This is a genomic window from Nocardioides flavescens (assembly GCF_009823805.1).
GTDB classification, from domain to species: domain Bacteria; phylum Actinomycetota; class Actinomycetes; order Propionibacteriales; family Nocardioidaceae; genus Nocardioides; species Nocardioides flavescens.
Genome location: NZ_WUEK01000004.1, coordinates 345,902 through 370,482, shown reverse-complemented (window position 1 = coordinate 370,482; position 24,581 = coordinate 345,902). Strand labels below are relative to the sequence as shown.

At 72.2% G+C, this 24,581-nt stretch carries 22 protein-coding genes; 5 read left to right on the top strand and 17 right to left on the bottom strand.

Going from position 1 to position 24,581, the window contains the following annotated elements; all coding sequences use genetic code 11:
* Window positions 1–196: 196 nt before the first annotated feature.
* Window positions 197–1,612: a DEAD/DEAH box helicase gene (locus GRQ65_RS08770; protein WP_439331853.1), complete on the top strand. Its 1,416-nt coding sequence runs from the start codon at window positions 197–199 to the stop codon at window positions 1,610–1,612.
* A gap of 114 nt (window positions 1,613–1,726) precedes the next feature.
* Here GRQ65_RS08770 and GRQ65_RS08765 read toward each other — a convergent pair whose 3' ends face one another.
* Complete coding sequence (locus GRQ65_RS08765) at window positions 1,727–2,416, bottom strand: L,D-transpeptidase (protein ID WP_160877249.1); 690 nt, start codon at window positions 2,414–2,416, stop codon at window positions 1,727–1,729.
* Complete coding sequence (locus GRQ65_RS08760; protein ID WP_160877247.1) at window positions 2,413–3,192, bottom strand: ParA family protein; 780 nt, start codon at window positions 3,190–3,192, stop codon at window positions 2,413–2,415. The genes GRQ65_RS08765 and GRQ65_RS08760 overlap by 4 nt, the downstream gene beginning before the upstream one ends.
* Window positions 3,193–3,247: 55 nt before the next feature.
* On the opposite strand from GRQ65_RS08760, the gene GRQ65_RS08755 reads away from it, so the two are divergent.
* A complete protein-coding gene (locus GRQ65_RS08755; protein ID WP_160877245.1) occupies window positions 3,248–4,006 on the top strand; it encodes an SDR family NAD(P)-dependent oxidoreductase in 759 nt (252 codons plus the stop codon).
* Here GRQ65_RS08755 and GRQ65_RS08750 read toward each other — a convergent pair whose 3' ends face one another.
* The 4 genes from GRQ65_RS08750 to GRQ65_RS08735 form a co-directional block, all read right to left on the bottom strand.
* Window positions 4,007–4,897 (bottom strand): PHP domain-containing protein, encoded by an 891-nt coding sequence (locus GRQ65_RS08750; RefSeq protein WP_160877243.1) that lies wholly within the window; start codon window positions 4,895–4,897, stop codon window positions 4,007–4,009.
* 138 nt (window positions 4,898–5,035) lie between these two features.
* Window positions 5,036–5,683, bottom strand: a complete 648-nt coding sequence (locus GRQ65_RS08745) for a DUF6758 family protein (RefSeq protein WP_337191580.1) — start codon at window positions 5,681–5,683, stop codon at window positions 5,036–5,038.
* The gene (locus GRQ65_RS08740) at window positions 5,680–6,240 is read right to left on the bottom strand and encodes a histidine phosphatase family protein (RefSeq protein ID WP_160877241.1); all 561 of its coding nucleotides are present in this window, start codon (window positions 6,238–6,240) and stop codon (window positions 5,680–5,682) included. The genes GRQ65_RS08745 and GRQ65_RS08740 overlap by 4 nt, the downstream gene beginning before the upstream one ends.
* A gap of 41 nt (window positions 6,241–6,281) precedes the next feature.
* Window positions 6,282–8,246, bottom strand: coding sequence for a CASTOR/POLLUX-related putative ion channel (locus GRQ65_RS08735; protein ID WP_160877239.1), 1,965 nt, complete (start codon window positions 8,244–8,246; stop codon window positions 6,282–6,284).
* A 55-nt stretch (window positions 8,247–8,301) separates the two neighbouring features.
* Between GRQ65_RS08735 and GRQ65_RS08730 the strand changes: the two genes are divergently transcribed.
* On the top strand, window positions 8,302–9,480 hold the full coding sequence (locus tag GRQ65_RS08730) for an MFS transporter (protein ID WP_160877237.1): 1,179 nt from the start codon (window positions 8,302–8,304) through the stop codon (window positions 9,478–9,480).
* On the opposite strand, the gene GRQ65_RS08725 is transcribed toward GRQ65_RS08730, so the two are convergent.
* The 7 genes from GRQ65_RS08725 to GRQ65_RS08695 all read right to left on the bottom strand — a co-directional run bounded on the left by GRQ65_RS08725 (window position 9,458) and on the right by GRQ65_RS08695 (window position 17,386).
* Window positions 9,458–10,933 carry a hypothetical protein gene (locus GRQ65_RS08725; protein ID WP_160877235.1) on the bottom strand — a complete coding sequence of 492 codons (1,476 nt, stop codon included), beginning with the start codon at window positions 10,931–10,933 and terminating at the stop codon, window positions 9,458–9,460. The two genes, GRQ65_RS08730 and GRQ65_RS08725, sit on opposite strands and share 23 nt — an antisense overlap.
* 16 nt (window positions 10,934–10,949) lie before the next feature.
* Window positions 10,950–12,419 (bottom strand): peptide MFS transporter, encoded by a 1,470-nt coding sequence (locus GRQ65_RS08720; protein WP_337191579.1) that lies wholly within the window; start codon window positions 12,417–12,419, stop codon window positions 10,950–10,952.
* Window positions 12,420–12,459: 40 nt separating this feature from the next.
* Window positions 12,460–12,987 carry a MaoC family dehydratase gene (locus tag GRQ65_RS08715; protein ID WP_160877231.1) on the bottom strand — a complete coding sequence of 176 codons (528 nt, stop codon included), beginning with the start codon at window positions 12,985–12,987 and terminating at the stop codon, window positions 12,460–12,462.
* An 83-nt stretch (window positions 12,988–13,070) separates the two neighbouring features.
* Window positions 13,071–13,235 carry a DUF5302 domain-containing protein gene (locus GRQ65_RS08710; RefSeq protein WP_160877229.1) on the bottom strand — a complete coding sequence of 55 codons (165 nt, stop codon included), beginning with the start codon at window positions 13,233–13,235 and terminating at the stop codon, window positions 13,071–13,073.
* Window positions 13,236–13,274: 39 nt separating this feature from the next.
* The gene (locus GRQ65_RS08705) at window positions 13,275–14,867 is read right to left on the bottom strand and encodes a metallophosphoesterase (RefSeq protein ID WP_160877227.1); all 1,593 of its coding nucleotides are present in this window, start codon (window positions 14,865–14,867) and stop codon (window positions 13,275–13,277) included.
* A 48-nt stretch (window positions 14,868–14,915) separates the two neighbouring features.
* Window positions 14,916–16,109, bottom strand: coding sequence for an acyl-CoA dehydrogenase family protein (locus tag GRQ65_RS08700; protein ID WP_160877225.1), 1,194 nt, complete (start codon window positions 16,107–16,109; stop codon window positions 14,916–14,918).
* 62 nt (window positions 16,110–16,171) lie between these two features.
* A complete protein-coding gene (locus tag GRQ65_RS08695; protein WP_160877223.1) occupies window positions 16,172–17,386 on the bottom strand; it encodes an endonuclease/exonuclease/phosphatase family protein in 1,215 nt (404 codons plus the stop codon).
* 124 nt (window positions 17,387–17,510) lie between these two features.
* On the opposite strand from GRQ65_RS08695, the gene GRQ65_RS08690 reads away from it, so the two are divergent.
* Window positions 17,511–18,164: a DUF4245 family protein gene (locus GRQ65_RS08690; RefSeq protein ID WP_160877221.1), complete on the top strand. Its 654-nt coding sequence runs from the start codon at window positions 17,511–17,513 to the stop codon at window positions 18,162–18,164.
* 110 nt (window positions 18,165–18,274) lie between these two features.
* On the opposite strand, the gene GRQ65_RS08685 is transcribed toward GRQ65_RS08690, so the two are convergent.
* The 4 genes from GRQ65_RS08685 to GRQ65_RS23935 are packed head-to-tail and all read right to left on the bottom strand — an operon-like array spanning window position 18,275 to window position 22,748.
* Window positions 18,275–19,777, bottom strand: a complete 1,503-nt coding sequence (locus tag GRQ65_RS08685) for a phospholipase D-like domain-containing protein (RefSeq protein WP_160877219.1) — start codon at window positions 19,775–19,777, stop codon at window positions 18,275–18,277.
* 43 nt (window positions 19,778–19,820) lie between these two features.
* A complete protein-coding gene (locus GRQ65_RS08680) occupies window positions 19,821–20,873 on the bottom strand; it encodes a hypothetical protein (RefSeq protein ID WP_160877217.1) in 1,053 nt (350 codons plus the stop codon).
* 13 nt (window positions 20,874–20,886) lie between these two features.
* Window positions 20,887–21,138: a DUF6752 domain-containing protein gene (locus tag GRQ65_RS08675; RefSeq protein WP_237447934.1), complete on the bottom strand. Its 252-nt coding sequence runs from the start codon at window positions 21,136–21,138 to the stop codon at window positions 20,887–20,889.
* Window positions 21,138–22,748, bottom strand: a complete 1,611-nt coding sequence (locus GRQ65_RS23935) for a LicD family protein (RefSeq protein WP_160877215.1) — start codon at window positions 22,746–22,748, stop codon at window positions 21,138–21,140. Before GRQ65_RS23935 ends, GRQ65_RS08675 begins: the two co-directional genes overlap by 1 nt.
* Window positions 22,749–22,871: 123 nt before the next feature.
* On the opposite strand from GRQ65_RS23935, the gene GRQ65_RS08665 reads away from it, so the two are divergent.
* On the top strand, window positions 22,872–24,287 hold the full coding sequence (locus GRQ65_RS08665) for a family 43 glycosylhydrolase (protein WP_160877213.1): 1,416 nt from the start codon (window positions 22,872–22,874) through the stop codon (window positions 24,285–24,287).
* The last annotated feature ends 294 nt before the right edge of the window (window positions 24,288–24,581 follow it).

Below are 24,581 nucleotides of genomic sequence, written 5' to 3'. Positions count from 1 at the left end.
TGCGCGGCAGACGCGCAGGTCGATCAGCGAAGTCCGCCGCACCGAACTGACTCCTCTCCCTGTTCGGGCCCTGACGGGCCGGCGTTGACACGAAAGCGACAAGACCCTGACCACGTTCCGCGAACTCGGGGTGCTCCCCGGCATCTGCGACGCGCTCGAGCGCGCCGGCATCACGACCCCCTTCGCCATCCAGGAGATGACCCTCTCGGTCGCCCTGATGGGCACCGACCTCATCGGCCAGGCCCGCACGGGCACCGGCAAGACCCTCGCCTTCGGCATCCCGGTGCTGCAGCGCAGCATCGCGCCCACCGACCCGGCGTACGCCGACCGCCCGCAGGGCAAGCCGCAGGCGCTGATCGTCGCCCCGACGCGCGAGCTCGCGCTGCAGGTCTCCAGCGACCTCACCCTCGCCAGCGCCGACCTCGGCCTGCGCGTGCTGACGATCTACGGCGGGGTGTCCTACGACATCCAGCTCGACGCGCTCGCCGAGGGCGTCGACATCGTGGTCGGCACCCCCGGCCGCCTCATCGACCTCGCCGACCGGCGCGCCCTCGACCTCTCGCACGTCCACGCGGTCGTGCTCGACGAGGCCGACGAGATGCTCGACCTCGGCTTCCTGCCCGACGTCGAGAAGCTGCTCTCGAAGACCCCCGAGACCCGCCAGACGATGCTGTTCTCGGCGACGATGCCCTCGGCGATCGTCGCCCTGGCCCGCCGCCACCTGCGCCACCCGATGAACATCCGCGCGGAGTCGTCCTACGAGAACGCCACCGTGCCCGCCACGGCGCAGTTCATCTACCAGGCCCACGACCTCGACAAGACCGAGATCATCGGCCGCGTCCTGCAGGCCGAGGACGCCGGCAAGATCATCGTCTTCACCCGCACGAAGCGTCAGGCCCAGCGCGTGGCCGACGACCTCGAGGAGCGCGGCTTCAAGACCAGCCCGCTGCACGGGGACATGCAGCAGGCGGCGCGCGAGCGGGCGCTGACGAAGTTCCGCGAGGACAAGCTGCAGGTGCTCGTGTGCACCGACGTCGCGGCCCGCGGCATCGACGTGCGCGGCGTCACCCACGTCATCAACTACACCTGCCCCGAGGACGACAAGACCTACGTCCACCGCATCGGCCGCACCGGCCGCGCGGGCGCCTCGGGCATCGCGATCACCTTCGTCGACTGGGCCGACCTGCACCGCTGGAAGATGATCAACAAGGCGCTCGACCTGCCCTTCGACGAGCCCGTCGAGACCTACTCGACCTCCGAGCACCTCTTCCACGACCAGGGCATCGCCCCGGGCACCAAGGGCCGCATCGTGCCCGAGAAGCCGGCCGAGCGCGCTCCGCGTGAGGACCGCGGCGACCGGGGCGAGCGGTCCGAGCGGGCCCCGCGCAACCGCAGCCGCACGCGCACCCGCAGCGGCTCCGCCGCCGAGACCGGTGAGACCGGCCCGTCGGAGACCGAGTCCCCGGCCGCGTCGGAGACCGGCGACCAGCCGGCCGGCGAGGGCAGCGGCCCCTCGCGCAACCGCCGCCGCCGTCGCCGTCGTTCGGGGGGCTCGGGTGGCGGTGCGGACGCCGGCTCGTCCTCCGACGGCCAGGCTCCCGCCTCCGCCTGACTCGCGTCTCGCCGCTGGTTGAGGAGGTCGCGCTAGCGACCGTCTCGAAACCACCCTCACCAGATGGTGGTTTCGAGACAGGACTTCGTCCTTCCTCAACCACCGTTGGCGCCCTCAGGCGACGACGTCGACCCGGGTGCCGACGGGGGCGAAGCCCCACATGGCCAGGGCGTCCTTGCGGGCCTGGCGGATGCAGCCGTGCGACTGCGGGGTGCCGAGCTGGGCGGTCGTCTGCACCTGGGCGCCGTCGTCGACGGGGATGTCGTGGAAGCCGATGGCCGAGCCGCCCGTGCCGTGCGTGAACCGCACGAAGTAGCGCATCGTGCCCGAGTCCTCGATGCCCGTGGCGTGGGCAGAGCGGGAGAACACCTCGAAGGTGCCGGGCCTCAGGTTGTCGGTGAGGCTGCCCGAGACGAGGTAGGTGCGGGCGACGGTCTCGTCGTCGCGCACCAGCCAGACCCGCTGGTCGCTCTGGTCGAAGACCACGCGGCGCCCCTCCCCGGAGCCCGCCGGCACCGGCGGCGGTCCGCTCGGCGCGGCCTGCTCGACGACGGCGTCCAGCTCCTGCACCAGCTCCTGCTCCACGCCCGGCTCGGGCGGCGCGGCGGCGGACGGCGTCGAGGTGGGCACCCCGGCGACGGTGGTGACACGGTCGGTGTCCTCGTCCTCCGACGACCCGGTGGCCACCGACGGGAGCACGCCGAGGCTGCCGAGGACGGCGATCGCGGTCACGCTCGCCGAGGTCCCGAGCACCGCCATCCGGCCGTACAGGGGCCGGGAGGCGGCGGCGCGGTGGCGGCTCATGCGCCCTGGGCGGCCCGGCCTGCACGGGCGGCGAGGCCGACGGCGACCTCGCGGTAGGCCTGGGCACCCTTGTTGCCGCGGTTGGTCGCCAGGATCGAGCGCCCGGCGGCCGGCGCCTCGGCGAACTTGATCGTCTTCGGGATCGGCGGCTCGACGACCTGCAGGTCGTAGGTGTCCGAGGTCGTCTCGAGGACGGTGCGCGCGTGGTTGGTGCGCCCGTCGTAGAGCGTCGGCAGCACGCCCCACACCTCGAGCCCGCGGTTGGTGAAGCGGCGCACGTCGTGGACGGTGTCGAGCAGCTGCCCGACCCCGCGGTGCGACAGGGTCTCGCACTGCAGCGGGATGAGCACGCCGTCGGCGGCGGTGAGGGCGGCGACCGTGAGCACGCCGAGCGAGGGCGGGCAGTCGAGCAGCACCCAGTCGTAGTCGGTGTCGAGGTCCTCGAGCACCCCGCGCAGCACCTGCTCGCGCCCGGTGCGCATCAGGAGGTCGGCCTCCGCGCGCGCCAGCTCGATCGTGGCCGGCAGCAGGTCCATGCCGTCCTCTGTGGTCACCATGGCCTCGGACGGCGCCAGACCGCGGGTCAGCACCTGGTGCACGGACAGCTCGAGGTCCTCGGGGTCGATGCCGAGGGAGAAGGTCAGGCACGCCTGCGGATCGAGGTCGACGAGCAGCACGCGGTGGCCCAGCTCGGCCAGGGCCGCACCCAGGGAGGCCACCGTGGTCGTCTTGGCGACGCCGCCCTTCTGGTTGGCGATCGCGAGGGTCGTGGTCATCGGGGCCCATCATGCCCGACGCGGCGCCCAGCCACGGGGACGACACAATCGGGTCATGGCCACCTCCCTCGTCACAGGTCCCACCGCCGGCATCGGCCTCGCCTTCGCCGAGCAGCTCGCCGCCCGGGGCGACGACCTCGTCCTGGTCGCCCGCGACAGCGCCCGGCTCGAGGCGCTCGCGGCCCGGCTGCGGGCCACCCACGGCGTCGAGGTCGAGGTGCTCGTCGCCGACCTGACCGACCGCGACGACCTGGCGCGGGTGGAGCAGCGGCTCGCGGAGGACGCGCGCCCGGTGGAGCTGCTGGTCAACAACGCCGGCTTCGGCCTCAAGGGCCGCTTCCTCGACAACTCCGCCGACGAGGAGACGGCGATGCTCGAGGTCCTCACCGTCGCGGTGCTGCGGCTCAGCCACGCCGCACTCGGCCCCATGGTCGAGCGCGGCTCCGGCGGGGTCATCAACGTCTCCAGCGTGGCGGCGTTCCTGCCCCGCGGCACCTACGGCGCGGCCAAGGCGTGGGTCACCAGCTTCACCGAGTGGGCCGCCCACGAGTACGCCGACCGCGGCGTCCGACTGATGGCGCTGTGCCCCGGCTTCGTGCGCACGGAGTTCCACGAGCGGATGGGCGTGCAGGCCGACTCGGCCCCGGAGTTCATGTGGCTCGAGGCCGATCGTCTCGTGGCCGACGCCCTCGCCGACTTCGAGCGCGGGGCGGTGCTGTCGGTGCCGTCCCTGCAGTACAAGGCGATCGCTACGGTCTCGCGCCTGGTGCCGACCTCGCTGCTGATCCGGCTGCAGTCGCTCGGGCGCAGGTAGTCAGGGCGCGAGCACCTCGGGAGCCGGGCGCCCGGACTCCGCCGCGGAGCGGGCCGCCAGCTCGACGAGGCGCTCGTACTCCTCCGGCGCCGTGGTGTTGACCCCGAGCTCGTGGTCGCGCTTGCCGGTGCCGTGGTGGTCGCTGGAGCCGGTCACGACGAGGTCCAGGTCGCGGGCGATGGCGCGCAGCCGCTCCCGCTGGGCCGGCGGGTGGTCCTGGTGGTCGACCTCGAGGCCCACCAGCCCGAGTTCGACCAGCTCGGCGATCGAGCCCCGGTCGAGGCTCTCGGACGGGTAGCGGCCCCACGGGTGGGCGAGCACGCTCACCCCGCCCGCCTCGCGGACCAGACGGATCGTGTCGACGAGCGAGGCGGCGTAGCGCTCGACGTAGGCCGGGCGGCCGGGCTTGAGGTAGCGGTCGAACGCCTCGGTGCGGTCCCCCGAGACCCCGAGGGCGACGAGCGCGTCGGCGACGTGGGGGCGCCCGGTCGCGGCCGTGCCGTCGCTGGCGCGGCGCACGTCGGCGATGTCGATGGCGATCCCGAGCCCGCGCAGCCGCTCGAGCATCGCCGGGACCCGGCTGCTGCGCCCGTCGAGGATGCGCTGCAGGTGCGCGTCGAGCGGGGCGTACGTCGGGTCGGGGAGGTAGGCGAGCAGGTGCACGCCCCGGCTGCCCCACGAGCTGGTGTGGCGGGTGCTGACCTCCATGCCGCGCACGAGCGTCAGCCCGGCCTGGCTCGCCGCCCGCTCCGCCTCGGCCCAGCCGCCGGCGCTGTCGTGGTCGGTCAGCCCCAGCACGTCGAGCCCCGACGCGACGGCAGCCTCGACCAGCTCGGTCGGCGTCTGCGTGCCGTCGCTCACCCGGGTGTGGGTGTGGAGGTCGATGCGCACGGTCAGCAGCCTAGGGTCCGGCACCGACCAGCTGCTCCGGTGGTTGAGGAAGGACGAAGTCCTGTCTCGAAACCACCCGACGGTCGGGTGGTTTCGAGACGGTCCTGGCGGACCTCCTCGACCACCGCCGGCGATGGCTCACCAGGCGGGGGCCGGACCCCCGAAGGGCAGCTCGACCAGCGGCGGGCCGAGGCCCGAGACGTCGCGCAGGATCCACTCGTCGCGCAGCAGCAGCATCGCCGAGGCCGGCCGCAGCACCAGCCAGAGCCAGCGGCCGTGGGCCTCGCCGGCGACGACCGAGCGGTCCCACTCCCCCGTGCTCGCGCTCGTCGAGACCGGCCACAGAGGCACGCTCTGCGAGTCGATGCGCACCCGCACGGTGGCGGGCCCCTCCCCCAGCTCGACGCCGGGGTCGTCGGCGGTGGTGCCGGCGATGCGCGCACCGAGGCCGGTGCCGGGCTCCTCGTGCACGACCAGCACGTCGACCGGACCGTCGAGCGCGCTGGTGCCGGAGACGCAGGTCATCGCGGCGCGGCCGTCGCCGACCGTGCCGACCGCGGCGAAGTCGGTGACCCGCCAGCCCGGGCTCATCGGCCAGGGCAGGTACGTCGGGAACAGCGGGGTCGCTCCGAGGTGCTCGACGAACGCGTCGTACGACGCCTCCCGGGGCCGCCACAGCGGCGGGACGACGCCGTGGTCGGGGCACGACCAGCGCCCGTCGCCGACCTCGCCGACCGGGGTCGGGCAGCGGGGGCAGCCGACCTCGAGCCGCTCGGGGCGGCTCACGAGTTCCACCTCAGCACCACGGGCGTCTCCCTCTCGAAGCCGAGCACCGAGACCCGCCCGGTGTCGAGGCGGAAGTGGCGCCCGTCGGTCACCGGCAGCTCCAGCCACCGGGCGGTGAGGGCGCGCAGGCAGTGTCCGTGCGCGACCAGGAGGACGTCGCCGTCGGCGTCGTGGCAGCGCGCGACCACCCGGTCGAGGCGGGCCGAGACCTGCTCGGCGCTCTCGCCGCCGGGCGAGGGGTGCGTCCACACCGTCCAGTCCGGGACGCTCTCGCGGATCTCGTCGGTCGTGATGCCCTCGTAGTCGCCGTAGTCCCACTCGACGAGGTCGTCGTCGATCTCCGGACCCGCGAAGCCGGCGAGCTCGGCCGTGCGCCGCGCGCGCACGCGAGGTGAGCACAGGACGAGGGAGAACGACTCGGCGGCCAGCCGCGGCGCGAGCTCGCGGGCGGCGGCCTCGCCGGCCTCGGTCAGCGGGATGTCGCTGGTCGAGGTGTGCCGACCGCTCGCCGACCACTCGGTCTCACCGTGCCGGACGAGCCAGACCTGGGAAGCCACGCTCCGAGGTTAACCGCCCCCGAGCTCGACGGCCCGCGGGCTCAGTCCTCGGCGAGCACGACGACGCGGTCGCCCGGCCCCACGACGTACGCCGCGGACTTGGGCGGGTTGACGACCACGCCGAACCGCTCGTCCTCTGTCGCGAGCGCGACGGACTTGAAGCCGATGGCGGTCTCGCCGCGCCGGGCCGCACCCGCCACGACGGTCGCCCAGGTGACCGGGTCGTCGGGACCGGCGCTGGGCTGGACGTACCACGCCGCCGGGCGCAGGTAGATCTCGCTGCCCTCGTTGCCGAGCAGCTCGCGGAAGACCGGCTCGAGGCGGGCGTCCTCCGACATCTGGGTGACCAGGAGGGAGACGATCTCACCGCTCACGACGACGTCGTCGACGTCGGCGACCGAGGCGAGCACGCGGTTGCGGTCGTCGAGCATCTCGCTGACGACCGGGACCTCGGCACCGAGGCGGGACAGGATGTCGCGCACGTGGAGCAGGGTCACCAGGGTGCGCGCGTCGGCCGCCTGCGTGTCGAGGTGCTCGGAGTAGCAGAGCACGATGATCTGGTCGAGGTCGGCGTCGACGTGGGCCTCGAGGGTGGCGCGGTCGGTCGTCGAGGCCTTCACCACGGTGACGTCGAGGTGCGGCAGGGCCGGCACGACGGGCTCGCCGAGGGTGGTGAGCACGGTCAGCGAGGAGCCGGGCGGGGCGTAGAAGTCGAGCTCGCGCAGCACGATGTCGGCGCGCTCGTTCCAGCCCACGACCAGGGCTCGGGTGGGCTCCGGCGCGGTCTCGGGCTGGGTGCCGAGGCGGTTGAGGGCGGGTTCGGTGCTGGACCGGGCCTGGCCGTCCAGGGCCGAGTCGTCCGAGGCCACGATGATCAGGGTCTGCCCGGCGTCGAGCAGGGTGCCCGGCGGCGGGTTGAGCTTCGAGGTGCCGTCGGGGCCCATGACGCCGACGACGGTCGCGGCCTCGAAGACCTGCTGCGCCTCGGTGTACGTCGTGCCGGCGAGCCCGTGGTCCTCGAGGAAGTAGAACTCGTCGCCGTCGTAGTCGAACAGCTCGGTGTAGACCGCCGCGGCGCCCGACTGGCGCGAGGTCTGCACGACGAGCTTGGCGACGGTCTCGCGGATGTCGAGCAGCACGGTGCGGTCGGCGCCGACCAGCGCGGCGGCCTCGAGGTTGGTGGGGTTGCGGATCTCGGCGACGATGCGCGGGCCTTCGGGGGCGGCGTGGGTCAGCGCGAGCAGCGTCTTGATGACCTCGGAGTCGGGGTCCTCGCTGTCGGGGGCCAGCAGGATCACCGAGCGTGCGCTGGCGTGGCTGCTGATCGCCAGGTCGTCGATGTCCATGGGCGATCCGGAGCGGCAGAGCACCCGGGTGCCGTGCCGCTCGGGCACCTTGGCCTTGAGCTCCTCCTCCATCTCGACCTTGTCGCGGTCGGCGAGCACGACGACCACCGGCTTGTGCCGGCTCTCGTTGGCCAGGCAGAGCTCGCGCACGATCGTGAAGATGGAGTCGGACCACCCGAGGATCACGGTGTGGTCGCTCTCCAGGACGATCGAGCGACCGCGGCGCAGGTCGGCGAGCTTCTCGTCGATGCCGTTGGCGATGACGCCGATGAGGGCGCTGACGATGAACAGGCCACCGATCGTGAGCACGAGCATCGTGAGCAGGAAGCCCCACGACCCGACGTCGCCGCCGATGTAACCCGGGTCGAGCGCGTGCAGCAGGGAGTAGAACGTCTCCTTGAGGAAGCCCCCGCCGGTCGGAGCCTGCGAGCGCAGGCCCAGCACGGAGGTGATCACCGCGAAGACGACGGTCAGCAGCACCGTCGCGGCGGTCAGCCAGCCGATGAGGGCGACCGTGCCGCGCGTCATCGAGTTGTCGAACATGTAGCGGAGCCGGTCACCCCAGTCCGACTTCGGCTGGGTGGTGGTGCGGACGGTGCTGCGCTGCTGCGCCATCGCCCGTGCCGTGCGGACCCTCAACTGCTGACCTGTGCGCGCCATGACGGCGGCCATCATCTCCTGGCCGCGGACCCGCGGTCACTGGCACGATCGGGCCATGCAGGACGCCCTGACGGCTGGCGACACCGATGGCGACACCGATGCCTCGGCAGCGCGGCGGGCGACCGCGCTGACCTTCGCCACCCAGGGCCTGCTCTTCATCAGTCTGACGACGCGACTGCCGCGGTTCGCCGACCGGTGGGACCTCGGCGAGGTCGAGCTCTCGCTCCTGCTGCTCATGATCGTGCTGCTGGCCGGTGTCGGGTCGGTCCTCGCCGAGGTGGTGGCCCGGCACCGCTCCAGCGCCTCCACCCTGCGCACCGGCCTGCTCGTGGTGGCGCTCGCCGTGCCGGTGGTCGCGGCCGCGCCCGTCGGCGCCGTCTTCGTCGCCGGCCTGGCGGTGTACGGCGTCGGGCTGGGGGTCGTCGACGCCACCTCCAACATGCAGGCCGTCGCGGTCGAGCACCGCTACGCCCGCCCGATCCTGCCGTCGTTCCACGGGGCCTGGACCTTCGGTGGCCTGGTCGGCGCCGGGCTCGCCCTGGCCGGCGCCCACCTGCCGCTGTGGACCCTCGCCGTGCTGGCCGCGGTGCCGCTCGCGGCCCTCGCCGCGCCGTACCTCCCCCGCGCGGTGGTGGCACCCTCCGCCGCCGAGGTGGTGCCCGTGCCGTGGCGCCCCATCGTGCGCGTGGGGCTCGCGCTGGTGGTCTTCTACGCGGTCGACACCGCCGCGCAGACCTGGGGTCCGACCTACCTCGAGCGCGCGGTCGACGCCCCGACCGAGCTCGTCGCACTGGCCACACTGCCCTACCTGACGGCCAGCCTGGTGCTGCGCCTGGCCGGCGACGGCCTCGTGGGGAGGTACGGCGCGACGCCGGTCCTGCGCACCGGCGCGGTCCTCGCCTCGCTCGCCCTCGTCGTGGTGGTGGCCGCGCCGACCTGGCCGGTGGCGGTCGCGGGGTTCGCCCTCCTGGGCGCCGGGGTCTCGGTCGTCGCGCCGCTCAGCTTCTCAGCCGCCGCCCGGATCGCGGGCGGCGACCCCGCCCGCGTCGACGCCGTGATCGCGCGGTTCAACCAGTTCAACTACGTCGGCGGGCTGCTCGGCGCGGTCCTCACCGGCCTCGTCGGCGCCGGGTCGCTGCGGGTCGGGTTCGCGGTGCCGATGGTGCTGGTGCTCGCGATCGTGCCGCTGGCGCGGACGTTCGGCGAGGGCGTCAGGGCGCCGGGCAGACCCTGAACGGCGTCGTCGTGCGCAGAGCCCGCCGCTCGCCACCGCGCGCGAGCACCGTCTGGGCGCGCAGCACGTGGCGCGAGCCCGGCGCGAGCCGGGAGGCGTCGACGACCGCGCGGCGCACCACGCGACCGTCGAGGGTCACGACCGCTCGCGACGCCCGCCAGCCCCGGGTGGCGACGGCGCGGGAGCGCACCGGGACGTCGACGGCGGGCACGCAGGAGACCGGCACCGTCGAGCGGAGGCGGCCGGCCGCGGTCCGTCGCGTGACCTCCCGGGTCAGCGCCGGCAGCACGATCGGCCGCGCGACGAGGGTGCTGCGCTCGGTCGCGAGCCACACGACCCAGCCACGACCGCTGGGCAGGGTGGCGATCTGGGCGTCGGTGTCGATCGAGGTCAGGCCTGCCTCGAACTCCGTGCGGGCGCCGACCCCGCCCGTCTGGTGGTTGCCGAGGGCGAGGCGGTCGCAGCCGATCGCGACCGAGGAGACGCGCCCGCTCGCGTCGGTGCTCACGTCACGACCGCCGGTGGCGCAGGTCTGGCCCGGCAGCGCGGGCACGGGCTTGCCGAAGCGGTGACGCTTCGGGTCCCAGGCGGCGATGACGGACTGGTCGCCGCCACGCTTGCGGTCGGGCGCGGTGGCGAGGAGGCGGATGCCGCGGCCGCTCGTGGCCAGCCGCGCGGTGCCGTGGTCGGTCGTGGTGCCGCTGACCGGCGCGAACGCGCTCCACGTCCCCGACCCGGACGGCTTCCAGGCGGCGCGCACCGGCGAGCCGACGGCGGCGTACTCGCTGACCACCATGACGGTCGAGGTGCCGTCGTCGGCGAGCTGCACGTCGCCCACCGAGTACGGCGCGGGCACGGTGACGGGCGCCGAGGCGACGGTGTCGTAGTAGAAGACGGTGCGGGCCTCGTCGTCGGGGCCTGACACGACCGCGGCCGCGATGCCCCGCGGGCCGGAGCTCACCGCCGCCAGCGTGCTGGACGTCGGCGCCTGGGCGACGTCCACGCCCGGTCGGAGCACACCACCCACGACCTGCGCCGCCGCGATCCGGTCCTGCATCGGGTCGCCGGTCAGCGAGTCGCCGGCGAGGTGGTGCCACACGAGGGTCGCGCCGTCGGCCCCCGCGACGACGAAGAGCTGCTCGGCGGTGACCCGGTCGAGTGCGTCCGTCGTCTGCACCCCGCCCGCGCAGCCGGTCGCTCCCTGCGGGAGCACGCACACGTGCACCTGCGAGAGCAGGTCGTCGCCCGGGTGCGAGCTGATCCACCCGACGTACGCCGTGCCCGCTGCGTCGGTCGCGACGTCGAAGCGGGAGTAGTTCGCGTCGCGGTCGAGTGCGATCCCGGCCCCGGCCGGACCGGGACGAGCGGCCTGGGCCACGGACGGCAGCAGGACTGTGAGCAGGGACAGGACCAGCGCCACGACCGGCGCCACGAGCACACGCGGAGGAGTCACGCGAGCATTCAACCGGTCAGCGCACCCCCGCCATCAACCGGGTGACGGGTCGGGAGAAGACCAGCACGAGGGCGCCGACCCCGACGGCGACGAGCCCCAGCACCAGGAAGTACGGCGTCTCGCGGTCGACGTCGTAGTAGCCCGCGAGCTTGCCGGCCATCGCGGTGCCGAAGGCGACCGAGAGGAAGTAGAGCGCCACCATCTGGGTGTGGAAGCGCCGCGGCGCGAGCTTGGTCGACAGCGACAGCCCCACCGGCGAGATCAGCAGCTCGGCCATCGTGAAGACGAAGAGGATGAAGGCGAGCAGCAGCAGCGGCGAGGTGTTCTCGCCCGAGGGGCTCAGCAGGAACAGCAGGAACGCCATGCCCATGACGATCGTGCCGAGGCCGAACTTCACCGGGGTCACCGGCTGCCGCTCGCCGAGGCGGGTCCACACCGCGGCGAAGACCCCGGCGAAGACGATGACGAAGACCGGGTTGATCGAGTTGACCCACGAGACCGGCATCTCCCAGCCGAACAGGTCGCGGTCGAGGCGCTGGTCGCTGAAGATCGAGACCACCGTGAACTGCTGCTGGTAGAGCGACCAGAAGACCGCGTTGACGACGAACAGCGGCACGAACGACCACACCCGGCTGCGCTCGTCGGCGCTCAGCTCGCCCGAGGTCAGGATGACGGTGAAGTAGGCGACGGAGGCGACGACCACGACGCCCAGCACCCAGTCGGGCAGGTTGCCGACCGTCATCAGCCCGGTGAGGGCGAGCACCGCCACGAGGGCGGCGGCGGCGACCAGCGCACCGGCGTACGCCGCGCGCCGGCTGGGCGGCAGGGGGTTGGCGACGACGTGGGTCTCGGCCGGCAGCGCCCGCCGACCCACGGCGTACTGCGCGAGGCCGGCGGCCATGCCGACCGCGGCCAGCCCGAAGCCCCAGTGGAACCCCTGCGCCTCCTGCAGCAGCCCGGTCAGCAGCGGTCCGGCGAAGGCACCGAGGTTGATGCCCATGTAGAACAGCGAGAAGCCGGCGTCGCGCCGCTCGTCGTCGGCGGCGTAGAGCGATCCGACCAGCGACGTGGCGTTGGCCTTGACGCCGCCGCTGCCGAGCGCGATCAGGGCGAGCCCGACGGCGACCCCGCCGAGTCCCGGGATCAGCGCCAGGGCGACGTGACCGGCCATGACGACGACCGCCGAGGCGAACAGGGTGCGCTCGGGTCCGATCAGCCGGTCGGCGACCCACGCGCCGAGGATCGTGGCGAGGTAGACCGCGCCGCCGTAGGCGCCGACGATGCCGGTCGCGGTCGTCTCGTCGATGCCCAGCCCGCCCTCGGCGGCGGAGTAGTAGAGGTAGATGACGAGGATGCCCTGCATCCCGTAGAAGCTGAACCGCTCCCACATCTCCACCCCGAACAGGCTGGCCAGCGGCCAGGGCTGTCCCAGGAAGCGACGGTCCTGCTGGATGTCGGGCGGCGGTGCCGAGGTCTGCGGGCTCACCGGGACACGGTTGCCGCGCGGCAACCGACTCATGCCTGGGTCAGGCGGGACCCGGCCAGTTCTTGTCCGGCTGCGGCACGGGACGGCCCGGCTGCTCGCCGCCGCGCTCGTCGAGGTAGCTCTGCTTCGGCACCATCACCTTGCGGCGGAAGATGCAGACGACCTTGCCGTCCTGGTTGTAGCCGATGGTCTCGACGTGGACGACGCCGCGGTCGTCCTTGCTCTTCGACTCCCACTTGTCGAGCACCCGCGTCTCGCCGTACAGGGTGTCGCCGTGGAACGTCGGCGCCACGTGGCGCAGCGACTCGATCTCCAGGTTGGCGATCGCCTTGCCGGAGATGTCGGGGACCGACATGCCGAGCAGGATCGAGTAGACGTAGTTGCCCACCACGACGTTCTTGCCGAACTGCGTCGTCTCCTCGGCGTAGTTCGTGTCGAGGTGGAGCGGGTGGTGGTTCATCGTGAGCAGGCAGAACAGGTGGTCGTCGTACTCGGTGACCGTCTTGCCCGGCCAGTGCTTGTAGGTCGCGCCGACCTCGAACTCCTCGTAGCTGCGTCCGAACTGCATGGCCCACATGCTGCCGTGACCCGCTGCGAAAAGCAGCGGGTCACGTCATGGGAAAGATCACGGGCGCTGGCCCGCCAGTTCGCTCAGGAGCCGCCGGCCTTGCGCCGGTGCATCCGCGGACCCGCGCCGACCACCTCGGACCCGTGGGCCTTCTCGGGGGTGGGACCGTCCTGGTGGACGCCCTTCTCCTTGCCGTTCTTCTTGTCGAGCGCTGCGCGCATCTTCGCCTTGAGATCGTCGTTGGCCATGCCCCCACCCTCGCACCGACGGCGCGCGAGCGCGAGTGACTACCTCCCGGGGCGGTACGGCGTGAGGATGCCCGAGCGCTCCGACAGCGACCCGTCCGCGCCGATCGTCAGCGTGCCGATGGTGAACGGCGTGGGGTCGACCCGGATCGAGGGGCGCAGCCCCGAGCGCACGGTCTCCCACAGAGTTCGCTGCCCGCGCGGCGTGCGGGTGCGCACGTCGTAGTCCTCGAGGGTGACCTCGAGCCGGTCGTCGTGCACGTCGAGCAGGGCGTAGGTCGTCAGGCCGAACTGGAAGGCGCCGCCGTGGGCCAGCTGCACGATCCCGTCGCGGTCGGTGGCCGTCACGTCGTGCACCTCGCCGGTGAGGTAGAGGTCGACCCCGCCGGCCCGCATCACGCGCCACAGCGCCGACTGCGCTCCGCCGGGGTAGCGCAGCTCGCTCGAGCCGCGGGCGCGGACCGGCTCGAGGATCGGCACGTGCCCCTGCACGATCGTCCAGCGCACCCCGTCGGCCCGGGCCTCGCGCAGCACCCCGCGCAGCCAGCGCAGCTGGTCGCGGTCGACGCGGATCCGGGCGTGGCCCGGGGTGATGTCGAAGGGGTCGATGCTCACGACCTGCACGTCGGGCGAGGGGCGGAAGGCGTACGCCGTCCCGGCGTGAGGCCCGCTCGGGTGGTCGGGGAAGCGCGCCTTCGCCCCGTCCCGGGTGAGGTAGCGGGCGAAGGCCTGCTGGAACACCGGCGCGAGGCGCCGCTTCGATACCGTCCACGGGTTGTCGCCGTACTCGTGGTCGCCGGGGGCGGCGTAGAGCTCGAGGTCGTGGTCGGTGAAGCGCTGGAGATACTGCGGGTAGTACGTCGCGGCCGCGCGCCGGGTCGCCTCCGCGCGCTGCGCGGCCGTGCCGACCGGGCCGAAGGTGCCGGTGTGGCGCGGGTCGCGACCCCAGCGGCCGTTGACCAGGTCGCCGGCGACGAGCACGCCGGCGGGGTCCTTGGCCTGCCAGTCGTCTAGCACGGTGTCGAGCGCACGGCGGTAGGCCGCGTTGATGCCGTTGGTCGAGCGCTGCGGCGTCCACGAGCCCGGGCCGCGGCGCAGGTCGGCGACGTCGGCGTTGAGGAAGTCGGGGCTCGAGACGAGGCGCAGGGTGCGGGGCGTGCCGGGCGCGCCGGCCGTGACCGGTCGTGAGGGCGCCGAGACCGCGGTGCCGCTCTCCGAGACCGTCAGCGCGAGCGCGGACGCCCCGGCGTCGGCGCGCACCTCGACCCGTACGGCGACGGGGTCGCGGGACGCGACCTCACAGCGCAGGCCGACCCGGTCGTCGTCGAGGAAGGAGTGGCGGCGCACGACTGTGCTCGGGACGCACTCCCGCGGCAGCGTCCGCAGGGTGCCACCGGTGACGGCGACCCGGAACGTCGTCGGACGGCCCCCGACGAGGGTCACGTCGGCCGTCGCGGTGCTCCCGCCCGCGACCTGGGGCGCGGTGTCTGTCTGGTAGGTCCACGTCACGCCCGTGACGCGGTGGACCTCGCCGTGGCGGTGCGGGTGGGCCGCGGCCGGCTCACCCGGCGCGGCCGCGAGGCCCGCGACCAGCAGGGCCGGCAGCGCGAGCAGGAGCGTCCGAGAGCGAGCCACCCGCGCGACGATAGACCCTCGGACACCCCTCGACCGGTCAGCAGCGGGTCAGCGGAGCTTGTACTCCTTGAGCATCGAGCGACCGATGATCATCTTCTGGATGTCGGTCGTGCCCTCGCCGATGAGCATGAACGCCGCCTCGCGGTAGAGGCGCTCGATCTCGTACTCCTTGGAGTAGCCGTAGCCGCCGTGGATGCGGAAGGAGTCCTGCACGACCTCGTTGCAGTACTCCGAGGCGACCATCTTGGCCATACCGGCCTCGACGTCGTTGCGCTCGCCCGAGTCCTTCTTGCGGGCGGCGCGCACCATCATCGAGTGCGCGACCTCGACCTTGGTCGCCATCTCGGCGATGCGGAACAGGATCGCCTGGTGGTCGGCGATCTGCTTGCCGAAGGTCTCGCGCTGCTGGGCGTAGGCCACGGCGAGCTCGAAGGCTCGGTTGGCGATGCCGCAGGCGCGGGCCGCGACGTTGACGCGACCGACCTCGACGCCGTCCATCATCTGGTAGAAGCCCTGGCCGTTGGCGCCGCCGAGCACCTGGTCCTCGGTGGTCACGAAGTTCTCGAAGACCGCCTCGGTGGTGTCGACGCCCTTGTAGCCCATCTTGTCGATCTTGCCGGGGATGGTGAGGCCCGGCGCGGTCTCGCCGAAGCCCTCCTGCTTCTCCACCAGGAAGGTCGTCATCGACTTGTACGGCGACTCCTCGCCCTCGTCGGTGCGGGCGAGCACCGCAACGAGGTTGGACGACCCACCGTTGGTCAGCCACATCTTCTGGCCGTTGATCGTATACTTGTCGCCGTCCTTGACGGCCTTGGTCTTGATCGCCGCGACGTCGGAGCCGAGACCCGGCTCGGACATCGAGAACGCGCCGCGCACCTCGCCGGTCGCCATCCGCGGCAGGTAGCGCTGCTTCTGCTCCTCGGTGCCGTGGCGCATCAGCATGTAGGCCACGATGAAGTGGGTGTTGATGACGCCCGAGACGCTCATCCAGCCGCGCGCGATCTCCTCGACGCACAGCGCGTAGGTCAGCAGCGACTCGCCGAGACCGCCGTACTCCTCGGGGATGGTGAGCCCGAAGACGCCGAGCTCCTTGAGCCCGTCGACGATCTCCTGGGGGTACTCGTCCTTGTGCTCGAGCTCGGTCGCGACCGGGATGATCTGCTCGTCGACGAACTGGCGCACGGCCTTGAGGATCTCGGTCTGGTCTTCGCTCAGGCCGTCGGTCTCGCAGAGTCGAACCATGGTCGCGGGGCTCCTTGCCGGGACACGGGTGGATCAGGACTGGGTCCCGGCAAGGCTACCCGTCAGTACTTCGGTGGGACCGTGGAGAAGATCACAGGCAGCGGGGTCGTCACCAGGCACGACGACGTCGGCGCCAACGTCGGGGTGACTGTGATCGTCGGGTAGGTCGTGGACACCGGCGTCGGCGTCGCCGACGGGGTCGCGGGCGTCGGGGTCGAGTAGGTGATCGACGGAGTGGTCGTCGCGTACGGCGTGCCGGTCGGCGTCGTGGTGGTGCACGTCGTGACGGGCAGCGGCGGCGGCGGCACGGTGGCGGTCGAGGGGTTCATGACCACCTTCGCGGAGATCAGGTGGTGGTCGGTGGTGCGGGCGATCTTGCGGTCGCGCAGCTGGGAGTACTTCTTGAACTTCACGCCGCTGCCGAAGATCCAGTCGACGACCATCTTGCCGGGGGGCTGGCAGCTCGCACCGTCGTTGTAGCCCCCGTTGGCCGCGATCATCCCGGCCTGCGAGGTGACCCGGCAGAAGACCTGCTCCTTGGCGTTCATGTCGCCCACCCACAAGATCGGCAGGCTGTTGGACGCACGGAGCTGGTTGACCAGCGCGATCTGCCAGCGCTGGCCGGTGAGGCGCCACTGAGCGGCGTTGCCACGCACGTCGGCGGGGTTCTGGAAGTTCATGACGTAGAACTGCTGGCCGGTCACGTTGGAGCGCAGCAGCACGACCGGCATCCGCAGCACGTCGCCCTTGAAGTAGGGCAGCTTCACCCAGGTGTTGGACACCATGGTGAACATGTCCTTGCGCCAGGCGATCGAGTTGCGCAGGAAGCCGACGGTGTCGGTGTAGCCGGGCCAGATGTCGTAGGTGCCCGACGCGCGCTTGACCCACTTGTCGTACTGCTGGGGCTGGAACTCCTGCAGGCCGACCACGTCGACGTCGTTGCTCTTCAGCGACTGGATGGCCCAGCGCATCCGCTTGGCGCCGTCGGCGTAGCCGCGCTTGGTGCCGCCGGGGGCGGTGTGGTCGTAGCCGAGGATGTTGAACGACGCCACCCGGAACTTCGTCTTGCCGGAGACCGCGTCGACGACCGGCACGGGGCTCGCCCCGGTCTGGCCCACCTCGGTGGCCTTCTTCTTCGCCGCGGTGTCCGCGCCGGTGCCCGCGAAGGCGAGCGCCGAGCCCGCCAGGAGCGTGGCGACGGTGAGGGCCGCGACGCTCCAGACGCGCGCCCGGCGCGTACGTCCGGGCGATCGAGTGGGCGTGGTGGTCGACGTCATGAGAATCCTCCGAGTATCCGCGGCGTGTCGCGCGAGCAGTCTGCCTGGACAGATGGTAGTTGCACAACAGCCACTCCAGTCACAGTTTTCACAGGACTGCGTCGACAGCAGGCACTATGGAGACATGACGGACTCCAGGCCCCACCCGTTCGGTGCACGATCCGCAACTCTCGCCGTCGCGTCCCTGGCGCTGGTCGCGCTCGCCGGCTGCGGCGGCGACGGCGGCGAGGCGACCGACGGCGGCGCCTCCCCCACCGCCTCGTCGACGGCTTCGGCCAGCGCCTCGGCCAGCCCGACCATGAGCGCCTCCGCGAGCACGTCCGCAACGCCGTCCGAGTCGGCCACCAGCGACGTCCCCACCATGGACCCGGTGGTCGTCGCCGGGGTCCAGGACGCCCTGGCCGAGCAGTTCCCGGCCCTGATCCCGACCTCGCTGCCGGCGGGCTGGAGCATCACCAGCGCGACGTACGACGCGCAGGGCTGGGTCGTGCAGGCCACCGACGACACCGGCGCCCCGGTCGTGCTCACCCAGCGCACGGGCAAGCTGGCGCCCCTGGTCGCCGAGGTGCTCGGCGACGGCGCCACCGAGAGCGGCAGCGTCGACCTCGAGAGCTCGGGCCTCGGCACCTGGAGCTCCTACGACGGCTCGACCACCGGCATCGGCCGGGCCCTGCCCTCGACCGCCGTCGTCGTGACGGCCGCCGACACCGACACCGCCGCCGAGTTCGCCGGCACCCTCATCACCGCCGAGGACTCCGACATCCCCGAGGCGGGCTGACGTCACCGGACGTGGTTTCGAGACGGGCCTAGCGGCCCTCCTCAACCACCGGCGGTCCCAGTGGTTGAGGAAGTCGCGCTAGCGACTGTCTCGAAACCACCTGCCGAGACTCAGTCGCCTTCCCAGTACTTCCCGCCGGCCTTGTGGTGGTCGGGCAGCACCATCGTCACGGGGCGGCGCTCGGTCTTGTAGACCGTGCGGGTGACGCCGTCGGCGCCGGTCACCTGGGTAGCGACGCGGAAGTTGTCGTACGTCGTGGTGTAGGCGTTGCGCGAGTTGCCCGGCTTCCACATGAAGTCGTAGTTCTTGAGGTAGCGCTTGTAGGTGCCCGGGCTGTTCAGGATGGTGAAGAACATCTCGTCCTGCGCCGTGCCGAGGCTCGCCCAGTTCGACGACCCCGTCAGCACCAGCTTGGTGCCCGGCTTGCCGTTGTAGGTGCCGTCGATGAGGAAGTACTTCTGGTGCGTGTAGCGGTCGAGGATGAGGTCGTCGTCGCCGTCGTTGTTGAGGTCGAAGTTGTCCTCGGTGTTGAAGTCGAAGCCCGTCGAGCGCAGGGGGATGCGACCGCGCGGCGTCGCGGCACCGAGGATCTGCTTGGCCTGGTAGCCGATGAGGCCGTAGTTGACCCGGAAGTCGCAGCCCTCGGCGAACTTCTGGCGGATCGCGGCCGAGAGGTAGTTGCCGCGGTTGCCGCGGATGGTGTGCATCGACAGGTCGAGCTTGGTGCGGGTCTGGCCGCCTGCGCCGTCGGGGGTGAGGCACTGGATCTTGTTGAGCATGTCGAGCACGACGTCGTTCTTCGGGCTCGTCGGCTTGGGGAAGACCCAGTTGGTGTACTTGTCGACCGAGTCGTCGCACGAGGTGCCGTTGACCGGCGTGCCGCAGTAGTACATCGGCGGCTGAGCCTTCTCGTAGTCCTTCTTCATGTCCTTGAACGTCGCGTTGATCTGGTCGAAGATCGCGGCGTCGCCGTTGAAGAAGTACATGTCGTTCCACTGGTGGTGCGTGGCGTTGCGCATGAAGTTCGCCGACCCGATCACCACGACGTCCTCGGACTTGCCGGACTTGGTGAAGGTCAGGAACTTCGAGTGCAGGTTGCGGTCGTCGACCGCGACGCTGCGACAGCCCCAGTGGCACTTGTAGATGAAGCTCTTGGCCTTGCGGTTGGTGCCCAGGGCGCCGCGGACCATCTTCATGGCCTTGGTGTCCTGGTGGTCGTTGAGCAGCATCTGGATGTTGACGCCGCGCTTGTGCGCCGCGATCAGCGCGTTGGCGACGGGGATGCGGTCGAAGGAGTAGAGCGCGATGCGCGCGGTCTCGCCCTTCGGCACGTGACGCAGGACCTCGAGGATCTTGCGCTCGATGGCGGTCTTCTTGGCCAGGCTGCCGCGCGGGTTGTTGAAGTACGGGCCGGTCGGTGCCTTGTAGCGGCGCTTCTTGCCCGCCACCGCAGCGGGAGCGACCGTCGCGTCGGCGGCGGCGTACGCCGCGGCGGGGGCGGTGTTGGCCGCGGTCGCGGGGTCGGGCGAGGCGACCGACGGCGCGGTCGCACCCATCGTGGCCACCAGGGCGGCGGCGACCGCACCGGACATGAGCGCCGAGAGCTTCTTCACGGACAACCTCTCCAGGAGACGAGGGGTGCGTGGTGGGAAGAGGCTACGCACCCTCGATCAGGTCGGGGGCGTCACGACTGAGTCGTCGCACGTCCTCGAGCAGACCAGCGACGAGCATAGACGCGGAACCGAGCAGTTCCGCATCCGACACGTCGTGAGGTCGTTGACGGACCGGGAGGTCGTGGGGTACGAGGAGACTCTCCACCTCACCCTGCACGTGGAACCCGCGGCGCCGGATCATCGCCACGGCCTTCTCCGCGCGCTCGCGGCACTCGGCCACCTGCTCAGGGCCGGCGCCGAGGCGCTCGCCGCCCTGGCCCACCAGGTGGCGCTCCGCGAGGTAGCCGCGGATCCACGTGCCCCGGTCGACCGGTCGGCGGAACCCGCCACCCTCGCCCGTGAGGTGGGGGTTGATGCGGCGCAGCAGCTCGACCTGGGTCACCCCGAGGGCGGGGTTGCGGGCCTCTTCCGGCGCGTCGTAGCGGGCGGGGTCGAGGCCGAGCACCGTGGCGACGTTGCGCCAGTGCTGGTCGCGCGGGGCGCCGCGGCCCGGCATCGGCACGACGTGCACCTGCTCGGGCGGCAGCTGCCTGCCCCAGCGGCGCAGCACGCCGGCGAGGTCCCAGGTGCGCCACCCGAACTCGGCCTGGCCGTCGGTGGCCTCGCCGCCCATCTCCGAGAGCGGGGTCGTGCCGCCGTTCTTGACGTACTCCGCCCACCCGGCGGTGAGCATGCCGAGCGCGTCGCGCGCGGTGACGACGACGTGCACCTGCGCAGGAGCGAGCCGCTCCAGCAGTCGGTCGACCTGGGCGCGACGAGCGCCGCAGAAGAACTCGTGGGTGATGATCGCGGGGCCGCGGTGGCGCTCGACCTCCGCGAGCAGCCGCTCCAGGGTGCCGGGCGCGTCGGGGTGGCGCCGGGCGAGGTTGCGACGCTCCTGCAGGTCGAGCGCGGCCCACAGGTGCTCACGGTGGCCGGAGCCGGGCAGGAGGTAGCCGTCGCGCGCGAGCTGGTCGCGAGCGCCCCACAGCACCGACTGGAGATAGGTCGTGCCGGTCTTGGGCAGGCCGATGTGGAGATAGACCGTCGAGGCCACGAGCGGACCGGTCTCAGACGCTCGTGCGGTAGCGCTCCAGGAGCGCGGCCAGCCTCTCCTCGTCGCGCGAGGCGACCGGCAGCAGCAGCTCCGTGACGACGTCGGTCAGCTCGGCGAGGCGGACGTTGAGCGCGCGGCACTCCTGCACCTCGGCCTCGAGGCGCTGCACCCGCTCGCGCAGCTCGCGCACCTCCCGCATGTCGGCGCGCACCTCGCGCACCCGACGCACGAGCGCCCGGGGGTCCTTGCCACCCAGCTCAGCCATCACTGCCTCCACTCCACGACGAGCCGGCACAGCCGCGAGGCGTCCGGTGACTGCGAGACCTCGACGTCCTCCCGGTGCACCACGGTGCCCCCGGCGGCCTCGATCTCCTTGACGATCATGGCAGCCCGCCGGCGGCGTACGCGGTGTCGCCCGGCGTAGCCGTCCTCGCCGGCCTTGGCGAGGAACTCGACGTAGAACCGGCCGGCCGGCGCACCCGCGGGCCCGACGGTGGCCATCCGGGCCAGGCGCCACAGCCGAGTGCGGGCCGGGCGCTTCAGGGTGTCGACGAGGTGCCGGGCGAGGACCACCCGCGGCCCGGGCAGCCGCGCGAGCTGCGCGCCGATCACGAGCAGCTGGCGCACCTCGAGCAGGTTGAGGGTCTGGAACCGAGCGCCGGCGAGTCCCTGCTCCTGGGCCCGCGCCTCGGCGCGGGCGTAGGAGCGCGGCTGGAAGTCGAGACCGAGCGAGGGCACCCCGCGCGCGGCCATCTCCAGCACGTCGGCGCCGCGACCGCAGCCCACGTCGACGAAGCTCGCCACGTCGGGCTCGCGCTCCGCGACCCACCGCACGAACGGCGAGGGGTCGGGCACGCCCTTGAGGACGCGGGAGTAGATCCGGTCCCATCGGGCCCGGCCGACGCGCAGGCCGCGGAACCAGCCGTTGAGCCGACGGTAGGTCGAGGGGGGCGTCGAGAAGTGGAACGCCGGGTCGGGCGTGCGCCACTGCGCGCCGTACATCGCCGACAGGAGGCGGTCCGGGTCGGCCGGCGCCGGGAAGGTGCGGCCCTCCAGGGTGGTCGTGCCGAGCGGGAAGATCCACGAGCGCTCGAACGGCTCGCGCACCTCCCCCATCAGGTGCAGGTGGCCGTCCATGAGGAAGCCACCGAAGACGTCGAGGCCACGCACCACTCCGTCGCCCTCCTCGACGTCGACCTTGAAGGCGAGCGCGGAGTAGCGGGTGATGCGGTAGCCGAGGTCGATGAGCGCGCGCTGCACCCGGAACGACTCCCGGATGACGTCGACGGGGTGGCTCAGCTCGCTGACGTAGCCGAGGTCGGCGTCGCTGTCGTGACCGATCAGCCGGCCCTCGCGCACCGCGCCGAGCAGCGTGCCGTAGGCCAGGAACGCCTCGATGCCGGCCTCGCGCAGCGCGTCGATGACGACCTGGACGGCGTCCATGAGCGGCGCGATGTTGTGCTCGGAGCGGGTGTCGAAGGTGACGACCCGGCGCCACGACTTGTCGAGGCTGAGCGGCTGGCCCGTGCGCGGGTGGACGATCGCGAGCGGCTGGTCGCCACCACCGAGTCGCACCGTCTCGTCGAAGACCCGCTCACCGCTCTCGTGCACCGCGACCGTGACCCGGCCGGTGCCGACCAGGAACTCCTGCAGCGTGCGAGGCCACCCCACGTGCCAGTCCCGGCCGCGCTGCTCGCCGTCACGGTGCAGCCAGAAGGAGAAGATGCGGCGCTCGTCGACGAGGAGGTCGAGCACCGCCTCCTCGGACGCGGTGGCGGTGATGCCCTCGTCGTCGACCCGGACGTCCCGGACCGCGGCGCCGGCCGCTCCGGCGTCTCCGACCCGGCGGCGGGCACGGTCGACCACCCTGCTCACGAGTCCGCCTGGTTCCACGCGGGGACTCTACGCGGATCGGTCCCAACCGATTTCTCCCGGGCTGCGTCTGCATGGTGAGGTTCTGCCTCACCGACCACCGTCCGACCACTGACACGGGTGCACATGTCTCAGGTCCGCTCCAAGGTCCACACGTCCCGCCGTACCTCCGGCCGCACGCAGGCCCGCCGCACGAGCGTCGTCTCGCTCGCCGCGCTGGCGCTCGCCCTCGTGGGGACGCTGCTCGCCGCCCAGAGCGGATCGGCGGCACCGGGGCGCGACGGGGCGTGGACGTCGCAGCCCGCGGGGCGCTACGCCGGCGCCCAGCGCGAGACCCAGCAGACCTGGCGCGCGGTCCAGACCGCCGCGCAGACCGCGGGCCAGGGCGCGAAGGCGGGCAAGACGTTCGGCGCCCAGCCCGTGCTGTCCTACCGCGGCGCCGCCGACCCCACGGTCGTGCGCTACCCCGGCGGCTGGCTCGCCGTCTCGACCGGCCCGGCTGCGCCGCGCGCCGTGGCCCCCTCCCCCGGCGGGCCCTGGACCAACATCCCCTCCGCGCTGACCGCGCTCCCCTCGTGGGCGATCAGCGGTCGCATCTGGGCCTCCGACCTGGTCCAGGTCGGCGGCACCTGGCTGCTCTACTTCTCCGCCGAGGTCGCGGGGCTCGGACTGGACGGCCGCTGCATCGGCGTGGCCACCGCGACCGACCCGACGGCGACGTTCGTCCCCGACGAGCGTCCGGTGGTCTGTCCCAAGGGCGCCGCCGCGCCCGCGGCGTACGACAAGATCAAGCGGCGCGGCAAGGGCATGCCCAAGAACGGCGTCATCGACCCGGAGTACTTCAAGGACCGCGGCGGCCAGCAGTACCTCATGTACCGCACCCAGAGCATCCCCTCCTCGATCCGCATCGTGGCGCTGCCCGCCAGCGGCCGCGCCGAGGGCAACCCGGTGCGCAGCACCGAGATGGTCCGCAGCAACGACGACGTGATCGAGAACCCCACGATGGTCCGCAGGGGCCGCACCTACGTGCTCATCACCTCCGAGGGCTACTTCGGCGACTGCTCCTACATCACCACCTCGCGCCGCTCGGTCAAGATCACCGACTGGTCGAGGTCGAAGCGCCAGGTGATGCTCAACCAGGCCAAGACCGGCCTGTGCGGGCCCGGCGGCGCCGACCTCGGCCGCGGACCGAACAACGAGCTGATGCTCTTCCTGCACGCCTGGACCTGCCCGAGCATCGGCAACTGCCCCGCGGGCGTGAACTACGACCGCACCTCGACGTACGACGCGCGGCGCTCGATGTTCGCCGGCACGCTGAAGTTCACCAAGCGCAAGGCCCCGCGCATCGCCGCGTGGACCACGCCGATCCTGCCGCCGCCCTGCACCCCGGTGACCCCCACCGCCACGGTCACCGTGACCGGGACGCCCACCTCGACGCCCGTCCCCCCGACGCCGGCTCCGGCCAACCCCTGCCCGCCGTCCCCCACCGTCACCACGACGCTCACCGTCGCGCCGACGAGCGCACCCGCCGCTCGCCCTTAGCCCCTCGGTGCCGCTGGTGGTTTCGAGACAGGACTTCGTCCTTCCTCAACCACCGGAGCAGGCGGTGACCGTCGCCACCGCTGGTGGAGGTCGCGCAGCGACCGTCGCCACCGCTGGTTGAGGAGGCGCGCCAGCGCCGTCTCGAAACCACCCTCGCTCGACGCTGGTGTTTTCGAGACAGGACTTCGTCCTTCCTCAACCACCGGAGCAGGCGGCGACCGTCGCCACCGCTGGTTGAGGAGGCGCGCCAGCGCCGTCTCGATACCACCCTCGCTCGACGCTGGTGGTTTCGAG